At 58.3% G+C, this 16,423-nt stretch carries 13 protein-coding genes; 7 read left to right on the top strand and 6 right to left on the bottom strand.

The genetic code is table 11. The features are described 5' to 3' along the window. The first annotated feature begins 14 nt into the window (after positions 1 to 14). Together Q0753_RS12665 and Q0753_RS12660 are read left to right on the top strand one after the other, a co-directional pair. Positions 15 to 815: an ion transporter gene (locus Q0753_RS12665; RefSeq protein WP_298721531.1), complete on the top strand. Its 801-nt coding sequence runs from the start codon at positions 15 to 17 to the stop codon at positions 813 to 815. Between the two features lie 157 nt (positions 816 to 972). Beyond that, entirely contained in the window at positions 973 to 1,413 is a 441-nt protein-coding gene (locus Q0753_RS12660; protein WP_298721529.1) for a universal stress protein, read from the top strand. Positions 1,414 to 1,416: 3 nt separating this feature from the next. Here the strand turns inward: Q0753_RS12660 and Q0753_RS12655 are convergent, their stop codons facing one another. Then, the gene (locus Q0753_RS12655) at positions 1,417 to 2,340 is read right to left on the bottom strand and encodes a LysR family transcriptional regulator (protein ID WP_298721526.1); all 924 of its coding nucleotides are present in this window, start codon (positions 2,338 to 2,340) and stop codon (positions 1,417 to 1,419) included. Between the two features lie 464 nt (positions 2,341 to 2,804). Here Q0753_RS12655 and Q0753_RS12650 point away from each other — a divergent pair, with 464 nt between their 5' ends. The 4 genes from Q0753_RS12650 (at position 2,805) to Q0753_RS12635 (ending at position 8,037) form a co-directional block, all read left to right on the top strand. Beyond that, positions 2,805 to 3,671: a carboxylate/amino acid/amine transporter gene (locus tag Q0753_RS12650; RefSeq protein ID WP_298721523.1), complete on the top strand. Its 867-nt coding sequence runs from the start codon at positions 2,805 to 2,807 to the stop codon at positions 3,669 to 3,671. A 99-nt stretch (positions 3,672 to 3,770) separates the two neighbouring features. Further along, on the top strand, positions 3,771 to 4,745 hold the full coding sequence (locus Q0753_RS12645) for an MDR family oxidoreductase (protein ID WP_298721520.1): 975 nt from the start codon (positions 3,771 to 3,773) through the stop codon (positions 4,743 to 4,745). A 328-nt stretch (positions 4,746 to 5,073) separates the two neighbouring features. After that, positions 5,074 to 6,072 carry a GTP-binding protein gene (locus Q0753_RS12640; protein ID WP_298721517.1) on the top strand — a complete coding sequence of 333 codons (999 nt, stop codon included), beginning with the start codon at positions 5,074 to 5,076 and terminating at the stop codon, positions 6,070 to 6,072. Positions 6,073 to 6,129: 57 nt separating this feature from the next. Then, on the top strand, positions 6,130 to 8,037 hold the full coding sequence (locus Q0753_RS12635) for a methyl-accepting chemotaxis protein (protein WP_298721514.1): 1,908 nt from the start codon (positions 6,130 to 6,132) through the stop codon (positions 8,035 to 8,037). A 2-nt stretch (positions 8,038 to 8,039) separates the two neighbouring features. On the opposite strand, the gene Q0753_RS12630 is transcribed toward Q0753_RS12635, so the two are convergent. From Q0753_RS12630 to prlC, 4 genes are all read right to left on the bottom strand, one after another. Further along, positions 8,040 to 9,593, bottom strand: a complete 1,554-nt coding sequence (locus Q0753_RS12630) for a PAS domain-containing methyl-accepting chemotaxis protein (protein WP_298721511.1) — start codon at positions 9,591 to 9,593, stop codon at positions 8,040 to 8,042. Between the two features lie 288 nt (positions 9,594 to 9,881). Then, entirely contained in the window at positions 9,882 to 10,757 is an 876-nt protein-coding gene (locus Q0753_RS12625; RefSeq protein WP_298721508.1) for an MBL fold metallo-hydrolase, read from the bottom strand. Between the two features lie 181 nt (positions 10,758 to 10,938). Next, positions 10,939 to 11,697 carry a class I SAM-dependent methyltransferase gene (locus Q0753_RS12620; RefSeq protein ID WP_298721505.1) on the bottom strand — a complete coding sequence of 253 codons (759 nt, stop codon included), beginning with the start codon at positions 11,695 to 11,697 and terminating at the stop codon, positions 10,939 to 10,941. A 135-nt stretch (positions 11,698 to 11,832) separates the two neighbouring features. Further along, complete coding sequence (gene prlC, locus Q0753_RS12615; protein WP_298721503.1) at positions 11,833 to 13,875, bottom strand: oligopeptidase A; 2,043 nt, start codon at positions 13,873 to 13,875, stop codon at positions 11,833 to 11,835. Between the two features lie 220 nt (positions 13,876 to 14,095). Here prlC and gorA point away from each other — a divergent pair, with 220 nt between their 5' ends. Beyond that, positions 14,096 to 15,448: a glutathione-disulfide reductase gene (gorA, locus tag Q0753_RS12610; protein WP_298721500.1), complete on the top strand. Its 1,353-nt coding sequence runs from the start codon at positions 14,096 to 14,098 to the stop codon at positions 15,446 to 15,448. Between the two features lie 130 nt (positions 15,449 to 15,578). Here the strand turns inward: gorA and Q0753_RS12605 are convergent. Next, positions 15,579 to 16,423, bottom strand: an 845-nt coding sequence (locus Q0753_RS12605; protein ID WP_298721498.1) for a pentapeptide repeat-containing protein, incomplete at its 5' end; no start/stop codon positions are given.

The following is a 16,423-nucleotide window of genomic DNA, read 5'->3' as shown; positions in this document are numbered from 1 at the left end:
GGACAGGAGAGCCCGTGAAAACATCATTGCGCATCATTCCCCCCAGCGCCTTCGACCTGGTGATGATGGTGTTATCCATCATCTCGGTGGTGGCCATAGTGCTGTACCAGTTTGGCCCTTTCGATGAGGCAGAAAAAGAGCTGCTGCTCTATGTAGATACGTCCATCTGCATGATTTTACTCAGTCATTTTTTCTATGGCTTGCTGGTCGCACCCAACAAGCGGCGCTTTTTAAGCACGCACTGGATCGACTTTATCGCCTCGATTCCGGCGATTGACGTGTTGCGCTATGGGCGGATTTTTCAGGTACTGCGGGTGTTGCGCATGCTTCGGGTGGCCAATCAGGTGATTCGCCATCTGTGGAGAAACAGCGAAAGCACGGTACTGGCCTCCATGCTGCTGATCCTGGTGGTGGTACTGGGGGGCAGCGCCATCGCCATTCTTATGGCCGAAGCCGGCGCGCCCGGCTCCAATATCGACACCGCCGAAGACGCCATCTGGTGGGCCCTGGTCACCATTTCCACCGTCGGCTACGGCGACCACTATCCGGTCACCACCGCCGGGAGAGTGATCTCCGCTATCGTCATTTTTACCGGGGTGTCGCTGTTCGCCGGTATCTCGGGCCTGGTTGCCTCCACCCTGTTGAATCCCAAAACAGGACAGCAGCTGGAAACCTCGGAGCGGCATATCCAGGCCGGTGAAGCACATAACCAGGAAGAGCTGACACAGCGCCTGAACGCGTTGCAGGGCGAGGTGGCCTCGCTCAGAGCGGAAATCGGTGCGCTCAAATCATTGCTGCAGGGCAAAGAACCCTGACGGCCACACAATATCCGTCAATCCCGAGCGGGTTCTGCTTGTATCCTGACCAATATCTGGCCTATGCTGCTGAACAGCTGGGGGCTTGCAGAAGTTCCATACAGCTCACGGTTTATCGGCTAATGGATTGATAGACTTATAAAAAAGGAGAGGTGCAATGACAGAACCCTATCAGTATAAACACATACTGGCTGCCGTTGACATGAGCGAAAGCAATCGCAAGGTCATCGCCAAGGCAGTAGACAGAGCTCGGGCCAACAACGCCAAATTGTCAGTCATTCATGTGGATGTGGATCTCAAGGATCTCTATACCGAGATGATCGACATCGATATCGACAACATTCAGGATCAGGTGGTCGCCGACGCCAAGCAGCGCCTGGAAGATTACCTGGCCGGCATCGACTACCCCATCGAGAAAAAGCTGGTCATCTGCGGCGATCTGGCGCTGAAAGTGAACGAAGCGGTCGATCAGCATCAGGTTGATTTGCTGATTTGCGGCCACGAGCAAAGCTTCTGGAGCCTGCTCACTTCCTCGGCGCGTCAGCTGATGAATACGGTCCCCTGTGATCTGCTGGTGGTTCCCCTGCCCAAAAACTGATGTTCAGGGCGACTGGCACAGCCGGTCGCCCACTTCCTCCAGTAATTGCCTCAACCAGATCAGCGCCGGGTCAAACTCGGTCAGCGGATGCTGCGCCAATACATAGGTACTGCGTAAAGACTCGCTCAGCCGATGTTGCTGCAACGGGTAATAGTGACAAAAATCCCGCGCTATCAGCTCCGGCACCATGGCCAGATATCGGCCGGTCGCCAGCAACTTGGGCAGGGCCTCGAAGCTCGGCACCCACACGGCAATATGCCGCTCCAGTCCCTTTTTCTTGAGCCAGCTTTCAATCAGGGTCTGATTGTGCCCCCAGGTCGAGGTGGACACATGACTCCAGCCCACCAGCAACTCGGCAGAAAGCCGCTCGGGCAGCTCGCTGGTCAGGGCCGACAGGCACATCATGGGGTTGTCGAACCAGGGCTCGACCAGCAGCCGGGGTGACAGGTGATCGCCATCGGCGAAGGCCACCACCAGATCCAGGCCGCCGCGAGACAGGCTGTCTTCATAATCGGAATGTACCAGTTCGGTTACCGCCAGGCGGCAAGCCGGCGCCCGTTGATGCAGCAACTCCACCAGCAGCGGCACGGCGCCGTGCTCGATGGACGACGGCACCGCAAGCCGAAAGGTACGCCGGGACAAAGCCGGATCAAACCCCGCCGACTGCCGTACCCCCTGCTCCAGCAGCAGCAGGGCCTGGCGCACCGGCGCCGCCAGCGCCTGGGCCCTTTGCGTCGGCCGCATTTCCTTGCGGGTCATCACGAACAGCGGATCGTCCAGCGTCTGCCGCAACCGGGCCAGGGCATGGCTGACCGTCGACTGGGACAGGTTCAGCTGCTCGGCGGCCCGGGTAACGTTGCGGCTTTGCATCAGCACGTCGAACACCCGCAACAGGTTCAGATCCAGCCGTTGGTACAGATTATCCATCGATATTCACCATGGCTTTATGATGATAATTCATTTTTGACATAAGTGATCAGACCATAGAATAGCGCCCTCAAACAAGTTTATCGTCGGCGTGGTGAAGCAATTCATCCGACAGCCGGGTCGAACAAGGTTCCGGGCATGGTGGCATCATGGGGGGTACTGCCTGTCTATCGTCGTTGACGGATTATTCGAGGTAATCCGACAGTGGCGGTACAAACGGAATGTTCAAGACCGGGCGGCGTGGGTAACCACGCTGACAACCTATTGTGGGCAAGCGCCCGACAGTTCTGCGTGTGGTGTTAAACCACCTTGTTTAGGGACGTCATTCTCTCCTTTATGACAAACCTGATGTTGGTCCCGGGCCGGTGCATTGCGCCGGCTTTTTTTATGGGCCGCATTCTGGATTATCCCTGCACTTTACGCCATTATGGCGCCCCGTTCTGACCAATATCGAAGTTTTCATCATGCCTTATCTGATGTCCGTAACCCTGTTGTGGGCCTTCTCTTTCAGCCTGATCGGTGTTTATCTGGCCGCTAGTGTCGATAGCTATTTTTCCGTACTCAGCCGCATTGGCATGGCGACCCTGCTGTTTATGCCGCTGATGTCCTGGCGCCAGCCACCGCGCCTGGCCCTGGGACTGATGGCCTGCGGCGCCCTGCAACTGGGGCTCATGTATCTGTTTTACTACCAGTCGTTTCTGCTGCTGACGGTGCCGGAAGTGCTGATCTTTACCGTACTCACCCCGATTTACGTCACCCTTATCTACGATCTGCTGCATCGGCGCTTCAACCCCGGTTACCTGCTGACCGCCGCGCTGGCGGTCATCGGCGCCCTGGTCATTCGCTTCGACGGCCTCACCGACCGCTATCTGCTCGGCTTTGCGGTGGTACAGGGTGCCAACCTCTGTTTTGCCCTGGGGCAGGTAGGCTACAAGGTACTGATGGAGCGCTATCCCGCCCACCCGCCCCAGCACAAGCTGTTCGGCTATTTCTATCTGGGCGCGCTGGCGGTGGTGGTGCCCGCCTGGTTGCTGTTGGGCGGAGACAGGTATCCCGCCACCCATCTGCAATGGGGCATACTGCTGTGGCTGGGCTTCGGTGCCTCCGGTCTGGGCTATTTTCTGTGGAACAAGGGCGCCACCCTGGTCAATGCCGGCGCCCTGGCCATCATGAACAACGCCCTGGTACCCGCCGGTCTGCTGGTCAACCTGTTGATCTGGAACCGGGATGCCGACCTGCTGCGCCTCGGCCTGGGCGGACTCATACTTGTCGCATCGCTCTGGCTTAACGAGGCCTGGATCAAACCGGCCACTGCCGCCCGGGCCGGATGACGCCGGGCTCACAAAATCGATATTTGCTGCTTTTCGGCATGGCTTTCCGCCCCAGTCTCCTTACACTGGGTTCCAGGAAACCGTGCCAGGAGAAAAGAGATGTTCAAAGCTCTGCTACTAGAAGAATCAGGTAAAGACACCCTCGCCAGCCTGCAGCGGCTCAACGAAAGTCAACTCACCGCCGGTGACGTGCTGGTCAAGGTCGATTATTCCACCCTCAACTACAAAGATGCCATGGCCATTACCGGCAAGGGCAAAATAGTCCGCCAGTGGCCCATGGTGCCGGGCATCGACTACGCCGGAACCGTGCTGGCCTCGGACCACCCGGATCACCGCATCGGTGATGAAGTCATTCTCACCGGCTGGGGCGTAGGCGAAAAGCATTGGGGCGGCCTGGCGGAAAAAGCCTGTGCCAAGGGCGACTGGCTGGTGCCCATGCCCGCCGGCATGACCGCCAAGCGCGCCATGGCCATCGGCACCGCCGGCTTTACCGCCATGCTCGGTCTGATGGCACTGGAGCGGGCCGGCATAACCCCGGAGCAGGGCCCGGTACTGGTTACCGGCGCCAGCGGTGGCCTGGGCTCGGTGGCGGTGCGGCTGCTGGCCAAGGCCGGTTTTGAGGTGCATGCCGAAACCAGCCGACTGCAGCATAAAGAGTGGCTGCTGTCTCTGGGCGCCAGCCAGGTTATCGATCGCACCGAGCTCGACAAGGAGCCGGCGGCGCTTGAATCCCAGCAGTGGGCCGGCGCCATCGATGCCGTCGGTGGCCGCACCCTGGCCCGTATTCTCAGCCAGACCAAAATGAACGGCGTGGTGGTGTCCTGTGGCCTGGCCGGCGGCGTGGCACTCAACACCACCGTCATGCCCTTTATTCTGCGCGGGGTGCAGTTGCAGGGTATCGATTCGGTTTATGTCTCCAAAGAAAAACGCATCGAAGCCTGGCAACGACTGCAAGACAGCCTGCCGCTGGACTTTGAAGAACAGGCCGAGGTTTATCCGCTGGAGCACACCGCCGAGGCCGCCCGGGATCTGCTGGCCGGCAAACTCAAGGGCCGGGTGGTAATCCAGCCTTAATCCTCCGACTCACCCGCCGGCACTCTGTTACTGTCGGCGGGCTTCCCTTCATCTTTTACCCGCCGCATTAAACAATTCGATCGTTTTGACCAACATATCAACCCCGGACAAAGGGCCCGCTCCGCCGACTCGCTATGAATACAATCCGTGTACGCTCTCTGTTTCATCCCTGAAACAGAAGGTCAGCTGAGCAGATCCCTTTGTCCTCCTTGACGCATCGGCGCCGTTTGCTGATCCCTTCTGCACCAATACATCCCCTTGGGAGCACGTGATTTACCCGCCCTAAACATGTTATAAGATAACAAAACTATTCTCTGTGGATGCAACCATGACCACTCCCGTTACTACCCATCTCATCATGGGGTTTCTCGGCACCGGCAAAACCACCCTGCTGCGCCACCTGCTGGCCAACAAACCGGAGCAGGAACGCTGGGCCATTCTGGTCAACGAATTCGGGGAGGTCGGCATCGACGGTGCCCTGCTCACCGATCAGGGCGCCATGATCAAGGAGGTGCCCGGCGGCTGCCTGTGCTGCGTGTCCGGCCTGCCCTTTCAGATAGGACTCAACGCCCTGCTGCACAAAGCCAAACCGGATCGGCTGTTCATCGAGCCCAGCGGCCTGGGCCATCCCAGCCGTATTCTGGACACCCTGACCGCCGAGCATTATCAGGATGTGCTGCAACTGGGCGCCACCTTCTGTGTGGTCGACCCGCGCCAGTGGACCGATGCACGCTATCAGGAGCACGACACCTACCGGGATCAGCTGGCGCTGGCCGACATCATAGTGGCCAACAAGACCGAACTGTGCGAGCCGGCACAGCTTGACGCCCTGCGCCAAGACATAGCACAACAGCAGCCACCCCAGCAGCTGGTGGCGGTGACTCAGGGCCGGCTGGATCAGCATTGGCTGCAGCAGACGCATCACGCCGAGCGCAAGGCCGCCAGCCCCCAGGCTCACGCCGGCAATGTCGCTCGTCCGCTGATTGCCGACTCGGGCCCCCGGCTCAGCCGCAGCCAACCCTGGCGCCGTTACAGCAACCACGGGCAGGAGCATTATTCGATTGGCTGGCGTTTTCTCGACGAGGTCTGTTTCGACTTGCAGGCAGTGGAAAGCTTCTGTCGCGAGCTGAAGGTGGCCCGGCTGAAGGCGGTGTTGCGGGTGGAAGATGGCTGGCGCGCCTTTAACAAGGTGGATGATCAGCTCAGCGTCTATCGCCTCGCCCCCCAGAAAGAAGGCCGTCTGGAGCTGATCGATCCCGACCCGCTGATGGCGCACCCGCTGCATAAACAACTGATGCAAACGGTACTGTCACTGCCCTCATCATAAAACTGTCATGATTTTGTCTTAATCTGCGGACCACAAGGATACATTGGGGTCTGACCGATGAAGGTGTCGCTGTTTTCGTTATTGTCTTCGTTACTGCTGATCATGCTGGCGCTGGTACTGGCCGGCGCCTTTTATCTGGGAGACCAGCGATTGCAGCAGGGCGAGCAGAGCCGGGCCGGGCTGGAGCAGCTGCGCCGGGATGCCAACATCGACCTGTATCGCACCATTTCCGCCTACCTTGAGCAAGGCGACACCAGCCTGATGACCACCGCCGAGCAGCAACTGCAAAGCATGGCCGAGGCCCTAACCTCCTACCCCGAGGCCGAGTCGGCCAAACAGACAGTGCAAGACCTGCAGCGACAGTTGAGCCACGATTTTCGTGCGGCAGGCAAGCTGTCCGGTAACAGCCAGCAGTTGCTGCAGCATGCAGAGCAGGAACTGGCCGACCAGCTCAGGGCGCTGGCCCGCTACGCCGATATAGACCGGCCTCTCGCAGACCGTTATCGTACCCTTGTCGCCGAGATGCTGGCCGCTCTGCCCCGGCTTATTCACCTGCGTCAGGGTTATATCGCCGGCAAGGGATCCAGTATCAAGGCTTCACTGGATTTTCAGCTCGCCGAGCTGAACAAACTGGCCGCCGAACTGCAGGCCCTGCCGCTGCTGGGCATCTATCAGCAACAGGAAGTCGACGAATTCGCCCTGCGCCAACCCAAACCGGTAGAAGTGGGTGAAGCCCCCAAACGAGAAGTATTGAGCCTGCTGCGTCGCTACCCCAAGGAGCTTGCCAATACCGGCGGCAACCTGGCGCTGCGCAGCCAGGCTTCGGCCGCCCTCACCGCCGGGCTGAGCACCATAGAACAGCAGCTGGACCAACTGGTGGAGCAACAGGAAAGCGCACGACAGGCCGACTACAAGCAGCTGGTGCTGCTGCTGATCGGTTTGTGTGCCGCCCTGCTGTTGTTTGCCCTGCTCAGCTATCTGTTTCAACGCCAATTGGTGGTTAAACGGCTGCACCAGTTACGCAATGCCTTTGGTCAGCTGCTGCAGAACGGCCAGCTCGCCACCCTGGCCGTCACCCACCCCAACAGCGAGCTGGGCCAGATCGCCACCAGCTTCAATGGCCTGATCGACCAGCTGCAACGCCAGCAACAGAGCCGGGCCGAACAGCTGGGCCATGTATCGGCGGCGCTGGAGCAGATGGTGGAAGAAGTGCTGGATATTCAGCAGCATACCCAGACCACCGACAACACCATGAATGGCAGCGTCAACATGGTCAACGAGCTCAACCACCTGGCCCAGCAGATGCGCCAGGCCACCGACGACATCGCCCTCACCGCCCGCGACAACCTGCAGGCCATGGGCGTCAGCCGGGAAAAAGTGGAGCAACTGGTACACACCGCCGAACAAAGCCAGCAAGCGGCCCTGACCGGTCAGCAGGCACTGAGCAGCCTGAACGACTCGGTCAACGATGCCTCCGCCATTATCGGGGTCATTCAACAGATAGCCGAGCAGACCAATCTGCTGGCACTGAATGCGGCCATCGAGGCGGCGCGGGCAGGAGAGCATGGCCGCGGCTTTGCGGTGGTGGCCGATGAGGTACGCAAGCTGTCCGGCAATACCCAGGGTTCGCTGACCGAAATCGGCAACATCATGGATCGGCTGCGGCTGGCCAGCAACGAGCTCAACCAGACCATCAGCAAGATGATGGGGGCCGCCGAAGCCCAGCACGGTCAGGCACAAACCCTGATGGAAGTGACCGAGCAGGTCAGGGCCACCTCGCAGGCCACCACCTCGATGGCCGAACAGGGCGCCGGCCATGCCGACAGTCAGGCTGCCGAGCTAAGCCGCTTCATGGCCTTGATGGATGAGCTCAAACTGCAATCAACCCAAGTATCGGAACGGGCCGGCCAGGTAGTACAACGTATTAGGGGCCAGGCCGGCACCATTACCGAGATGCTGCAATAGGCTTAACGACGCAGGCGTATCAGCAAATCGTAGAGACCATCCGAAACCGACTGTAGCCCTTCCATGCTGGAAGAGGCTTCATCTGCCTGTGCCAGACTGGAGCGGGACAACACCGAAATGTTGGTCAGCTGCTCGTTGATTCCGCCGGCCACCTGAGCCTGCTCGCCAACCGCCGAGGCCATTTGATGGGACATATCGGCAATGGTGCCGACGGAGGAAGAAATGCCCGACAGCATGGTTTCGGTTTCCATTACCCGCGCCAGCCCCGCTTCCGCCCCGGCTTTACCATGCTCGGCCACCTGCACCGAACTGGCCGCCTGTTGCTTGAAGGTATCGAGGATCTGATGTATTTCGCTGGTTGAATGCTGAGTGCGCTGGGCCAGCTGCCGCACCTCGTCGGCGACCACCGCAAAGCCACGGCCGTGCTCACCGGCCCGGGCCGCTTCAATCGCCGCATTCAGCGCCAGCAGATTGGTCTGCCCGGCAATCTGTTCGATCATGATCGCCACCTGGGCGATACGGCCGGTCTGCTCGGAAAGCTGAAGTACCGAATCCCTGATGTTGTCTACCGTCTGACTGAGTTGCTCGATGGATTTGCGGGTGGTCATCGCCACGTCACGCCCCTGCATCGCCAGCTCGTTGGAGGTTTCGGCCTGACGGGCCGTTTCCTGCACATGCCCGGAAACATCATGAATGGTGGTGGTCATCTGGTGCATGGCGGTGGCCACCAGCTCGGTTTCCTGCTGTTGACGCTGAATGCCCGACGTCGCCTGGCGGGACAGACCCAAGCCGGCTTCGGACTGACGCGTCACCTGGCGGGCCGCATCCTCAACTCGAGTCACAATCGCGTCGAGTCTGGCCTTTTCACTGCGAATGCCCACCTTGATGCGACCCAGCAGCCCACTGTCTTTGGTGTAGGTGCTCACCGCCAGTTCATGGCGAAAGGCATCATTGAGCAGGGCATCAATCTGTTGCATGGTGCGCCGGTGCTTGAGGTTGCAGCCCAATGCATAAGCCACCGCCGACAGCGACAACCAGCCCAATGCCCCCGTGGTATGGCCCAGGCCAAGCAGCACCCCGGCACCACCCACTCCCGCCAGCCATGGCAGGCTGCGCAGGGCCATGGTTCCTGCTTTGCTCATGGCCCCCTGCTGCCCCCCCTGCGCATAACACTGCTCGGCCCGGGCAATATCTTCCCGCTTGGGGCAGGAGCGTACCGATTCAAAACCAATGACATTGCCGTTTTCGGTAATGGCCGTCACGTAGGCATCAACCCAGTAGTAATCGCCATTTTTACAACGGTTCTTGACCATGCCCATCCAGGGCTTGCCGGCCTTGAGGTGCTCCCACATGATTCTGAATGCCAGCGGCGGCATATCAGGATGACGCACGAGATTGTGCGGTTGTCCGATCAGTTCTTCCCGGCTGTAGCCACTCACCTCCACGAAGGCATCATTGCAGTGCAGTATATTGCCCTGGGTATTGGTAGAGGAAATCAGTTTTTCCGTGCTCGGAAATGTTCTTTCGGTCTGGGTAACAGGAACATTTTTTCTCATTATTATTGCATCCTTGCGATCATTATCCCCCTTCAGCTTTAGCGCGACAGCCCTGTTCGGCAAGTAAACGAGTCTTAAATAATTGTGACAGGCAGACGCATAACGACGGTTAATAATATGGCCGCTGAAACATAGGTCTCGACGCCCATCTAAAAACAGCCAAATCCAACTTCAAAACAACCATTTATCAATATTAAAAATTATTTATTGTGTTGAATCAGCCATTTATATATTCGGCCGAAACGGCCTGGTTCTGGGTGCCGGGCCACCGCCACGACGCAAGGATCGCTACCCCTGATTGACGGGGATCTTGAGAAACACTCGGCCCTGTTCGTCTGCCGGCGGCATTTGTCCGGCACGAATGTTGACTTGAATGGCCGGCAGAATCAGCCGGGGCATGCCCAGGGTGGCATCCCGCTCTTTTCGCATTTGCACAAAAGCGGCTTCGTCGATGCCGTCACGCACGTGAATGTTATGCTGGCGCTGCTCGGCCACCCTGGTGTGATAACGGTGCTCACGGCCTTCCTTGGGGTAGTCGTGGCAAATATAGATGGCGGTGTCGTCCGGCAGCGCCAGTAACTGCCGAACAGAGCCATACAACTGGCTGGCACTGCCACCGGGAAAGTCGCAACGGGCCGTGCCGAGGTCGGGCATGAACAGGGTGTCGCCCACAAACACCGCCTGCTCGTTAACCACATAGCTGAGATCCGCCGGGGTATGGCCGGGGGTATGCATCACCCGAATCTGCAGCTCGCCAACCTCGAAACGGTCACCGTCGGCAAACAGGTGGTCGAACTGGCTGCCATCGGCTACAAACGTCGGCTCAAGCGCAAACCGCTGGCGAAACACCGCTTGCACCGCGGTTATGTGCTCGCCGATGGCCACCTTGGCGCCCAGCTGCTGGCGCAAAAAGGGCGCCGCCGACAGATGATCCGCATGGGCGTGGGTTTCCAGAATCCAGGGCACGGTCAGCTGCTGTTCACGCACAAAGTCCACCAGTTGCCGGGCCGAGGTGGTACGGGTACAGCCGGAGGCATAGTCGAAGTCCAGCACCGGGTCGATAATCACCGCCTGCCCGCCCGAGTGGTCATACACCACGTAACTGAAGGTGTCGCTGTCGTGGTCGAGAAATGCCTTAACCTGTGGCGCCTGATGTTGCGTCATAACCCTGCTCTCCAGAAAGTGATCCCTTTTAAATTAGAGTAATCTAAATTAAAGGTTGTCGCATTAATTCTGAACAAACTCTGGCACAGGTCCGCAGGGTGTTGGCGACTTGTCGGTAAAAAGAGGGCAATTTGAATGGAGCGAAGAAAACGCGGGGCGGTGTACGCCGCCCCGGCGGGGGTTACAGCGCCTGCTTGATATAAAGGTCGAAGCGGTTGTTCTTGGTTTCGATCTGGGCCGAGGGTTTCACCTCGTTGAGAAAGCCCGCGTAGCCGGGCCGCTTTACCACCACCCGCGCCCGGGCCAGTTGCAGCGCCAGTGGCAACAGCGCATCGGCGTCTTCGTCCGGGCCAACCAGAGAGTGAAACACCCGCATCTCTTTCTTGACCAGTGCCGCTTTTTTCTTGTGCGGAAACATCGGGTCCAGATACACCACATCCGGCTGCTGCCTGATGTCGGCCAGGGTCTGGCCAAAGGGCAGCAGTGTCAGCCGCTCACCAATCCAGTCCCCGATTTCCGAATCCTGCGCCGCCCGGCGCAGGCCGTCGGCCAGCAGCGCATGCACCACCGGATGACGCTCGCACAGGGTGACCCTGCAGCCCAGTGACGCCAGTACAAAGGCATCTCGCCCCAGACCGGCGGTGCCGTCTACCACGGTGGGCATGTGCCCGTGCTTAAGACCCACGGCCTTGGCGATGCTCTGGCCCCGGCCGCCGCCAAACTTGCGCCGGTGCGCCGAGGCCCCTTCGGCCAGATCCACATACACACCGCCCAGCTTGGGCTCGTCCAGCTTGCGCAGCTCCAGCCGCCCCTCGGTCAGCACCAGGGCAAAGGGTGCGGCGGCAGCCACGCCCTGCATGGCCAGCGTCAGCCGCTCGGCTTCATGCTGCAGGGCCGGGTCTTCCAGCTCGACACGCAGGGGGATCAGATCATCACTCATCGATAATTACCATTAAAAACGGCTGGCACAGGGCCAGCCGTCGAGTCTCATCAAACCGGGTAAAGGCATGTTCGGCGCCTCTCAGGCCCGGCCATTATGACCGGGCTGACCGCATTGAACAAATGACGCCGTGCCTCAGGCGGTAATGCCCGAGTGCCGCAACAGGGCATCGATTTTCGGCTCCCGGCCACGGAACTGCTTGAACAGCTCCATCGGCTCCTTGGAACCGCCCTGCTCCAGAACGGCATGCAGGAAGTCGCGCCCGGTCTTGGCCGAAAATACCCCTTCTTCCTCAAAGCGGGAGAAGGCATCGCTCGACAGCACTTCGGCCCACTTGTAGCTGTAATAACCCGCCGCGTAGCCGCCGGCAAATATATGGGCGAAGCTGTGCTGAAAGCGGTTGAACGCCGGCGGCGGCAGTACCGATACGGTTTTGCGCACCTCGTTCAGAATCTGCTGTACTCGGTCCGGCTGGCTGCCGTCGGTGGCCATGTGCAGGCGGAAGTCGAACAGGGCGAATTCCAGCTGGCGCAGCATCATCAGCGCCGAATGGAAGTTGCGACCCGCCAGCATGCGCTCCAGCAAATCGGCCGGCAGCGGTTCGCCGGTTTCATGATGGCCGGAAATAAACGCCAGCGCCTCGGGCTGCCAGCACCAGTTTTCCAGGAACTGGCTGGGCAGCTCGACTGCATCCCAGGCCACGCCGTTGATGCCCGCCACGCCGGCCACGTCCACCTTGGTCAGCATGTGATGAATGCCGTGACCAAATTCGTGGAACAGAGTCTCGACTTCGTTGTGGGTAAAGAGTGCGGGAGTATCGCCCACCGGGCCGTTAAAGTTGCAGGTGAGATAGGCCACCGGCCGTTGCAGGCTGCCGTCTTCCCGGTAGCGGCGACCGATGCAGTCGTCCATCCAGGCACCGCCGCGCTTGTTGGCACGGGCGTACAGGTCCAGATAGAAGCTGCCGCGCAGCTCGCCTTCTTCATCATAGATGTCGAAGAAGCGTACATCCGGGTGCCACACTTCCACCCCGAAGCGCTCGACCACCTTGACCCCGAACAGGCGCTTAACGGTCTCGAACAGACCGTGAACCACCTTGTGTTCGGGAAAGTAGGGGCGCAGTTCTTCATCGGAAATGGTGTATTTGTGCTGCTTGAGCTTTTCACCGTAATAGGTGACATCCCAGGCGTTAAGCTGCTCTATGCCATGGTGCTCGCGGGCAAACTCGGTCAGCTCGGCCAGATCGGCCTGCCCCTGGGGGTAGCTGCGCTCGGCCAGCTGGTTGAGGAAGTCCAGCACCTGCTGTTCGTTCTCGGCCATCTTGGTGGTCAGCGACAGCTGGGCGTAGTTTTCATAACCCAGCAGCTCGGCCAGCTCCTGCTTAAGCGCCAGAATTTCTTCAATGGTGGCGGTGTTGTCGAACTCGCCGGCATTGGGGCCCTGATCCGAGGCCCGAGTGCAGTAGGCGCGGTACAGCTCTTCGCGCAGGGCGGCATCGTCGGCGTACATCATCACCGGCAGATAAGACGGAATGTCCAGGGTAAAGACCCAGCCGTCCAGCTCGCGGGCCTCGGCCTGGGCCTTGGCGGCAGCCAGTGCCGATTCGGGCAGGCCGGCCAGTTGGTTTTTGTCGGTAATCTGTTTGATCCAGGCCTGGGTAGCGTCCAGCACCTGATTGGAGAAACCGGACGCCAGATCCGACAGCCGGGTTTGGATGGCGCCAAAGCGTTGCTTTTGCGACGCTTCCAGCGCAATACCGGACAGACGGAAGTCACGCAGGGTGTTATCGACTTCCTTCTGCTGGGCCAGGCTCAGTTTCTTGAAACTGTCGCGCTCTGCCAGGCTTTGATACGCCTCAAACAGCCCCTCGTGCTGGCCCATCCAGGTGTGGTATTCAGACAACAGCGGCAAGCAGGACTCATAGGCCTGACGCAGCTCATCGCTGTTCAGCACGCTGTTGAGGTGGCTGACCGGTGACCAGATGCGGCCGAGGCGATCGTTCACCTCTTCCAGCGGCGCAACCAGGTTGTCCCAGGTGAAGGCCTCATCGCAGGCCAGCACGGTTTCGACCCGCTTCTTGCAGTCCGCAATGGCGTGCTCTAATGCCGGCTTTACCTGTTCCGGTTTGATCTGGCTGAACGGCGGCAGGCCGTCCATGGTCAGTAGCGGGTTGGTCATGTGCTGTACCTCTTATTGTTTTGGCCACCGCCTTGCCCGCAGGCAAGTGTGTGAATACCCCTAACATGGTGATAATGGCGACAATGTTCAAGCTTTTCATGCGCCAAGCGCCCTGTAGAGCATCGGAGTGGCTATTTACTGACCGCCTTATTCACTAAAACTTGGTGTACAATCGCCCGACAGCATTAATTGACCCCCACTTATTACAGGGAGCAGACATATGGCACAGCATTTCGACTATATCGCCATCGGTGGCGGCAGCGGTGGTATCGCCTCCGCCAACCGCGCCGCCATGCACGGCAAAAAAGTAGCCTTGATTGAAGCCAAAGACCTGGGCGGCACCTGCGTCAACGTCGGCTGCGTACCCAAAAAAGTCATGTGGCACGGCGCCCAGATTGCCGATGCGGTCAAGCTTTATGCCGCCGATTACGGCTTTGATGTCGAACTGAAGGGCCACGACTGGTCCAAGCTGGTTGAAAGCCGCCAGGCCTATATTGGCCGTATTCACCAGTCTTACGACCGAGTGCTGGGCAACAACAACATCACCGTCATCAAGGGCTTCGGCCGCTTCAAGGATGCCCACACCCTTGAGGTGAACGGCGAAGAAGTCACCGCCGATCACATTCTTATCGCTACCGGTGGCGAGCCCATCATTCCGCACATTCCCGGTGCCGAATACGGTATCGACTCCAACGGTTTCTTCGAGCTGAACGAACAGCCCAAGCGGGTAGCGGTAGTCGGAGCCGGCTACATAGCGGTAGAGCTGGCCGGAGTAATGAACGCCCTGGGTTCCGAAACCCACCTGCTGGTGCGCAAACACGCCCCGCTGCGCAACTTCGACCCGCTGCTCACCGACACCCTGATGGAAGTAATGGCCACCGAAGGCCCGCACCTGCACACTCATTCCGTGCCCAAGAGCGTGGAAAAACAGAGTGACGGCAGCCTGACCCTGCATCTGGACAACGGCGAGCAGCTCAACGTGGATTGCCTGATCTGGGCCATCGGCCGTCGCCCGCTGACCCAGAGCCTGAATCTGGAAGCCGCCGGTATCTCGGTTGATCAGCATGGCTACATCAAGGTAGACGAATATCAGAACACCACCGCCAACGGCGTGTATGCGGTGGGTGACAACATCGGCTATGTAGAGCTGACCCCGGTGGCGGTAAAGGCCGGTCGCCAGCTGTCGGAACGGTTGTTCAACAACAAGCCCGACGCCAAAATGGACTATGACCTGATCCCCACCGTGGTGTTCAGCCATCCGCCCATCGGCACTCTGGGCATGACCGAGCCTCAGGCCCGGGAACTGCACGGCGACGACCAGGTGAAGGTATACACCTCGTCCTTTACCGCCATGTACACCGCCGTAACCAGCCACCGCCAGCCCTGCAAGATGAAGCTGGTGTGTGTAGGTGACAACGAGAAAGTGGTGGGCATTCACGGCATCGGCTTCGGCATGGACGAGATCCTGCAAGGCTTCGCCGTGGCGGTGAAAATGGGCGCCACCAAGGCCGACTTCGATTCCTGCGTGGCGATACATCCCACCGGGGCTGAAGAATTCGTTACCATGCGGTAAGTATTTGTTAATTAAAAGCCGAGCGATTGCTCGGCTTTTTTGTTTGGTTCAAACCATTAAACCGGTGTCCGCTTTCGGCACTCACATCCATTGATGACTTCCTCGGATTTGAGATCGCTCCCTAATTTATTTAAAGATTAAATTCACAGGTATTACTATTATCATTGCTATTTGTTCCATCTGGGCAAGTAGTATTATCCCAAATCACCTGTAAAAGATCTGCTCCAGTTAAATTGGATCCGAGCAAATTGGCATTGCGAAGATTGACACCTGTCCAGATGGTGTTGGTTAAATTGGTTTCACGCAAGTCAGCGCCAACCATAGTGACGGTTCCATTCGTCGCAGCAAAGTCATTATTTGCAAAGTTAGCACTCCGCATATCAGCAAAGTCCAAACTCACAAACTGCCAGCGAAAACCTCGTCCTTCGTTGCTATAATCCGCACCTATGAACTTACTGAATGAAAGATCAGCTTGACTTACTATGCCTGATCCACCTGTTTGTATATGAGTTGAGTAACTAAAGTCAGCAGCTCTGGCCGAACCATTAAACCTGGTATTTTTAAATTCCGAACCGACAAATATTGCTCCAGTAAGATCCGTTGGAGGAATAGAGCTACATACTCCATCACTCTTATGATCAAAGTGAGTGGCAAACATAATAGCACCAGTGAAATTAGCTCCTCTCAAATCAGAGCAATAGAAAAAAACGGATGTAATATCGGCTCCTGAGAAATCAGTACTTTTAAAATCAGATGCTTCAAACTTTAATATCCCGCTGTTAACAAACAACTTTGTCAAATTGGAACCAGTGAATCTAACATTATGAAATGTGGTAGAATTAGGAAGCCACACCCCAGATGAGAAGTTAGAACCACTTAAATTTTTACTATTCCAGTCCTTAGCCATCCCCTCATATGAACTAGAGCTGGCGCGGCCTGGCGGGTAGACTACCCGCCTTTGAACCAAACTCGATG

The organism is uncultured Oceanisphaera sp., assembly GCF_947495715.1.
In the GTDB taxonomy this organism is placed as follows: domain Bacteria; phylum Pseudomonadota; class Gammaproteobacteria; order Enterobacterales; family Aeromonadaceae; genus Oceanimonas; species Oceanimonas sediminis.
Note: the sequence above shows the minus strand (reverse complement) of the source record. Positions and strands in the feature narration are given on the sequence as shown.

Excerpts from the sequence above, each read along its gene's own strand:
- Q0753_RS12660 (WP_298721529.1), top strand. The coding sequence starts at position 973 with ATGACAGAACCCTATCAGTATAAACACATACTGGCTGCCGTTGACATG.
- Q0753_RS12655 (WP_298721526.1), bottom strand. The coding sequence starts at position 2,340 with ATGGATAATCTGTACCAACGGCTGGATCTGAACCTGTTGCGGGTGTTC.
- Q0753_RS12650 (WP_298721523.1), top strand. The coding sequence starts at position 2,805 with ATGCCTTATCTGATGTCCGTAACCCTGTTGTGGGCCTTCTCTTTCAGC.
- Q0753_RS12645 (WP_298721520.1), top strand. The coding sequence starts at position 3,771 with ATGTTCAAAGCTCTGCTACTAGAAGAATCAGGTAAAGACACCCTCGCC.
- Q0753_RS12640 (WP_298721517.1), top strand. The coding sequence starts at position 5,074 with ATGACCACTCCCGTTACTACCCATCTCATCATGGGGTTTCTCGGCACC.
- Q0753_RS12635 (WP_298721514.1), top strand. The coding sequence starts at position 6,130 with ATGAAGGTGTCGCTGTTTTCGTTATTGTCTTCGTTACTGCTGATCATG.
- Q0753_RS12630 (WP_298721511.1), bottom strand. The coding sequence starts at position 9,593 with ATGAGAAAAAATGTTCCTGTTACCCAGACCGAAAGAACATTTCCGAGC.
- Q0753_RS12625 (WP_298721508.1), bottom strand. The coding sequence starts at position 10,757 with ATGACGCAACATCAGGCGCCACAGGTTAAGGCATTTCTCGACCACGAC.
- Q0753_RS12620 (WP_298721505.1), bottom strand. The coding sequence starts at position 11,697 with ATGAGTGATGATCTGATCCCCCTGCGTGTCGAGCTGGAAGACCCGGCC.
- prlC (WP_298721503.1), bottom strand. The coding sequence starts at position 13,875 with ATGACCAACCCGCTACTGACCATGGACGGCCTGCCGCCGTTCAGCCAG.
- gorA (WP_298721500.1), top strand. The coding sequence starts at position 14,096 with ATGGCACAGCATTTCGACTATATCGCCATCGGTGGCGGCAGCGGTGGT.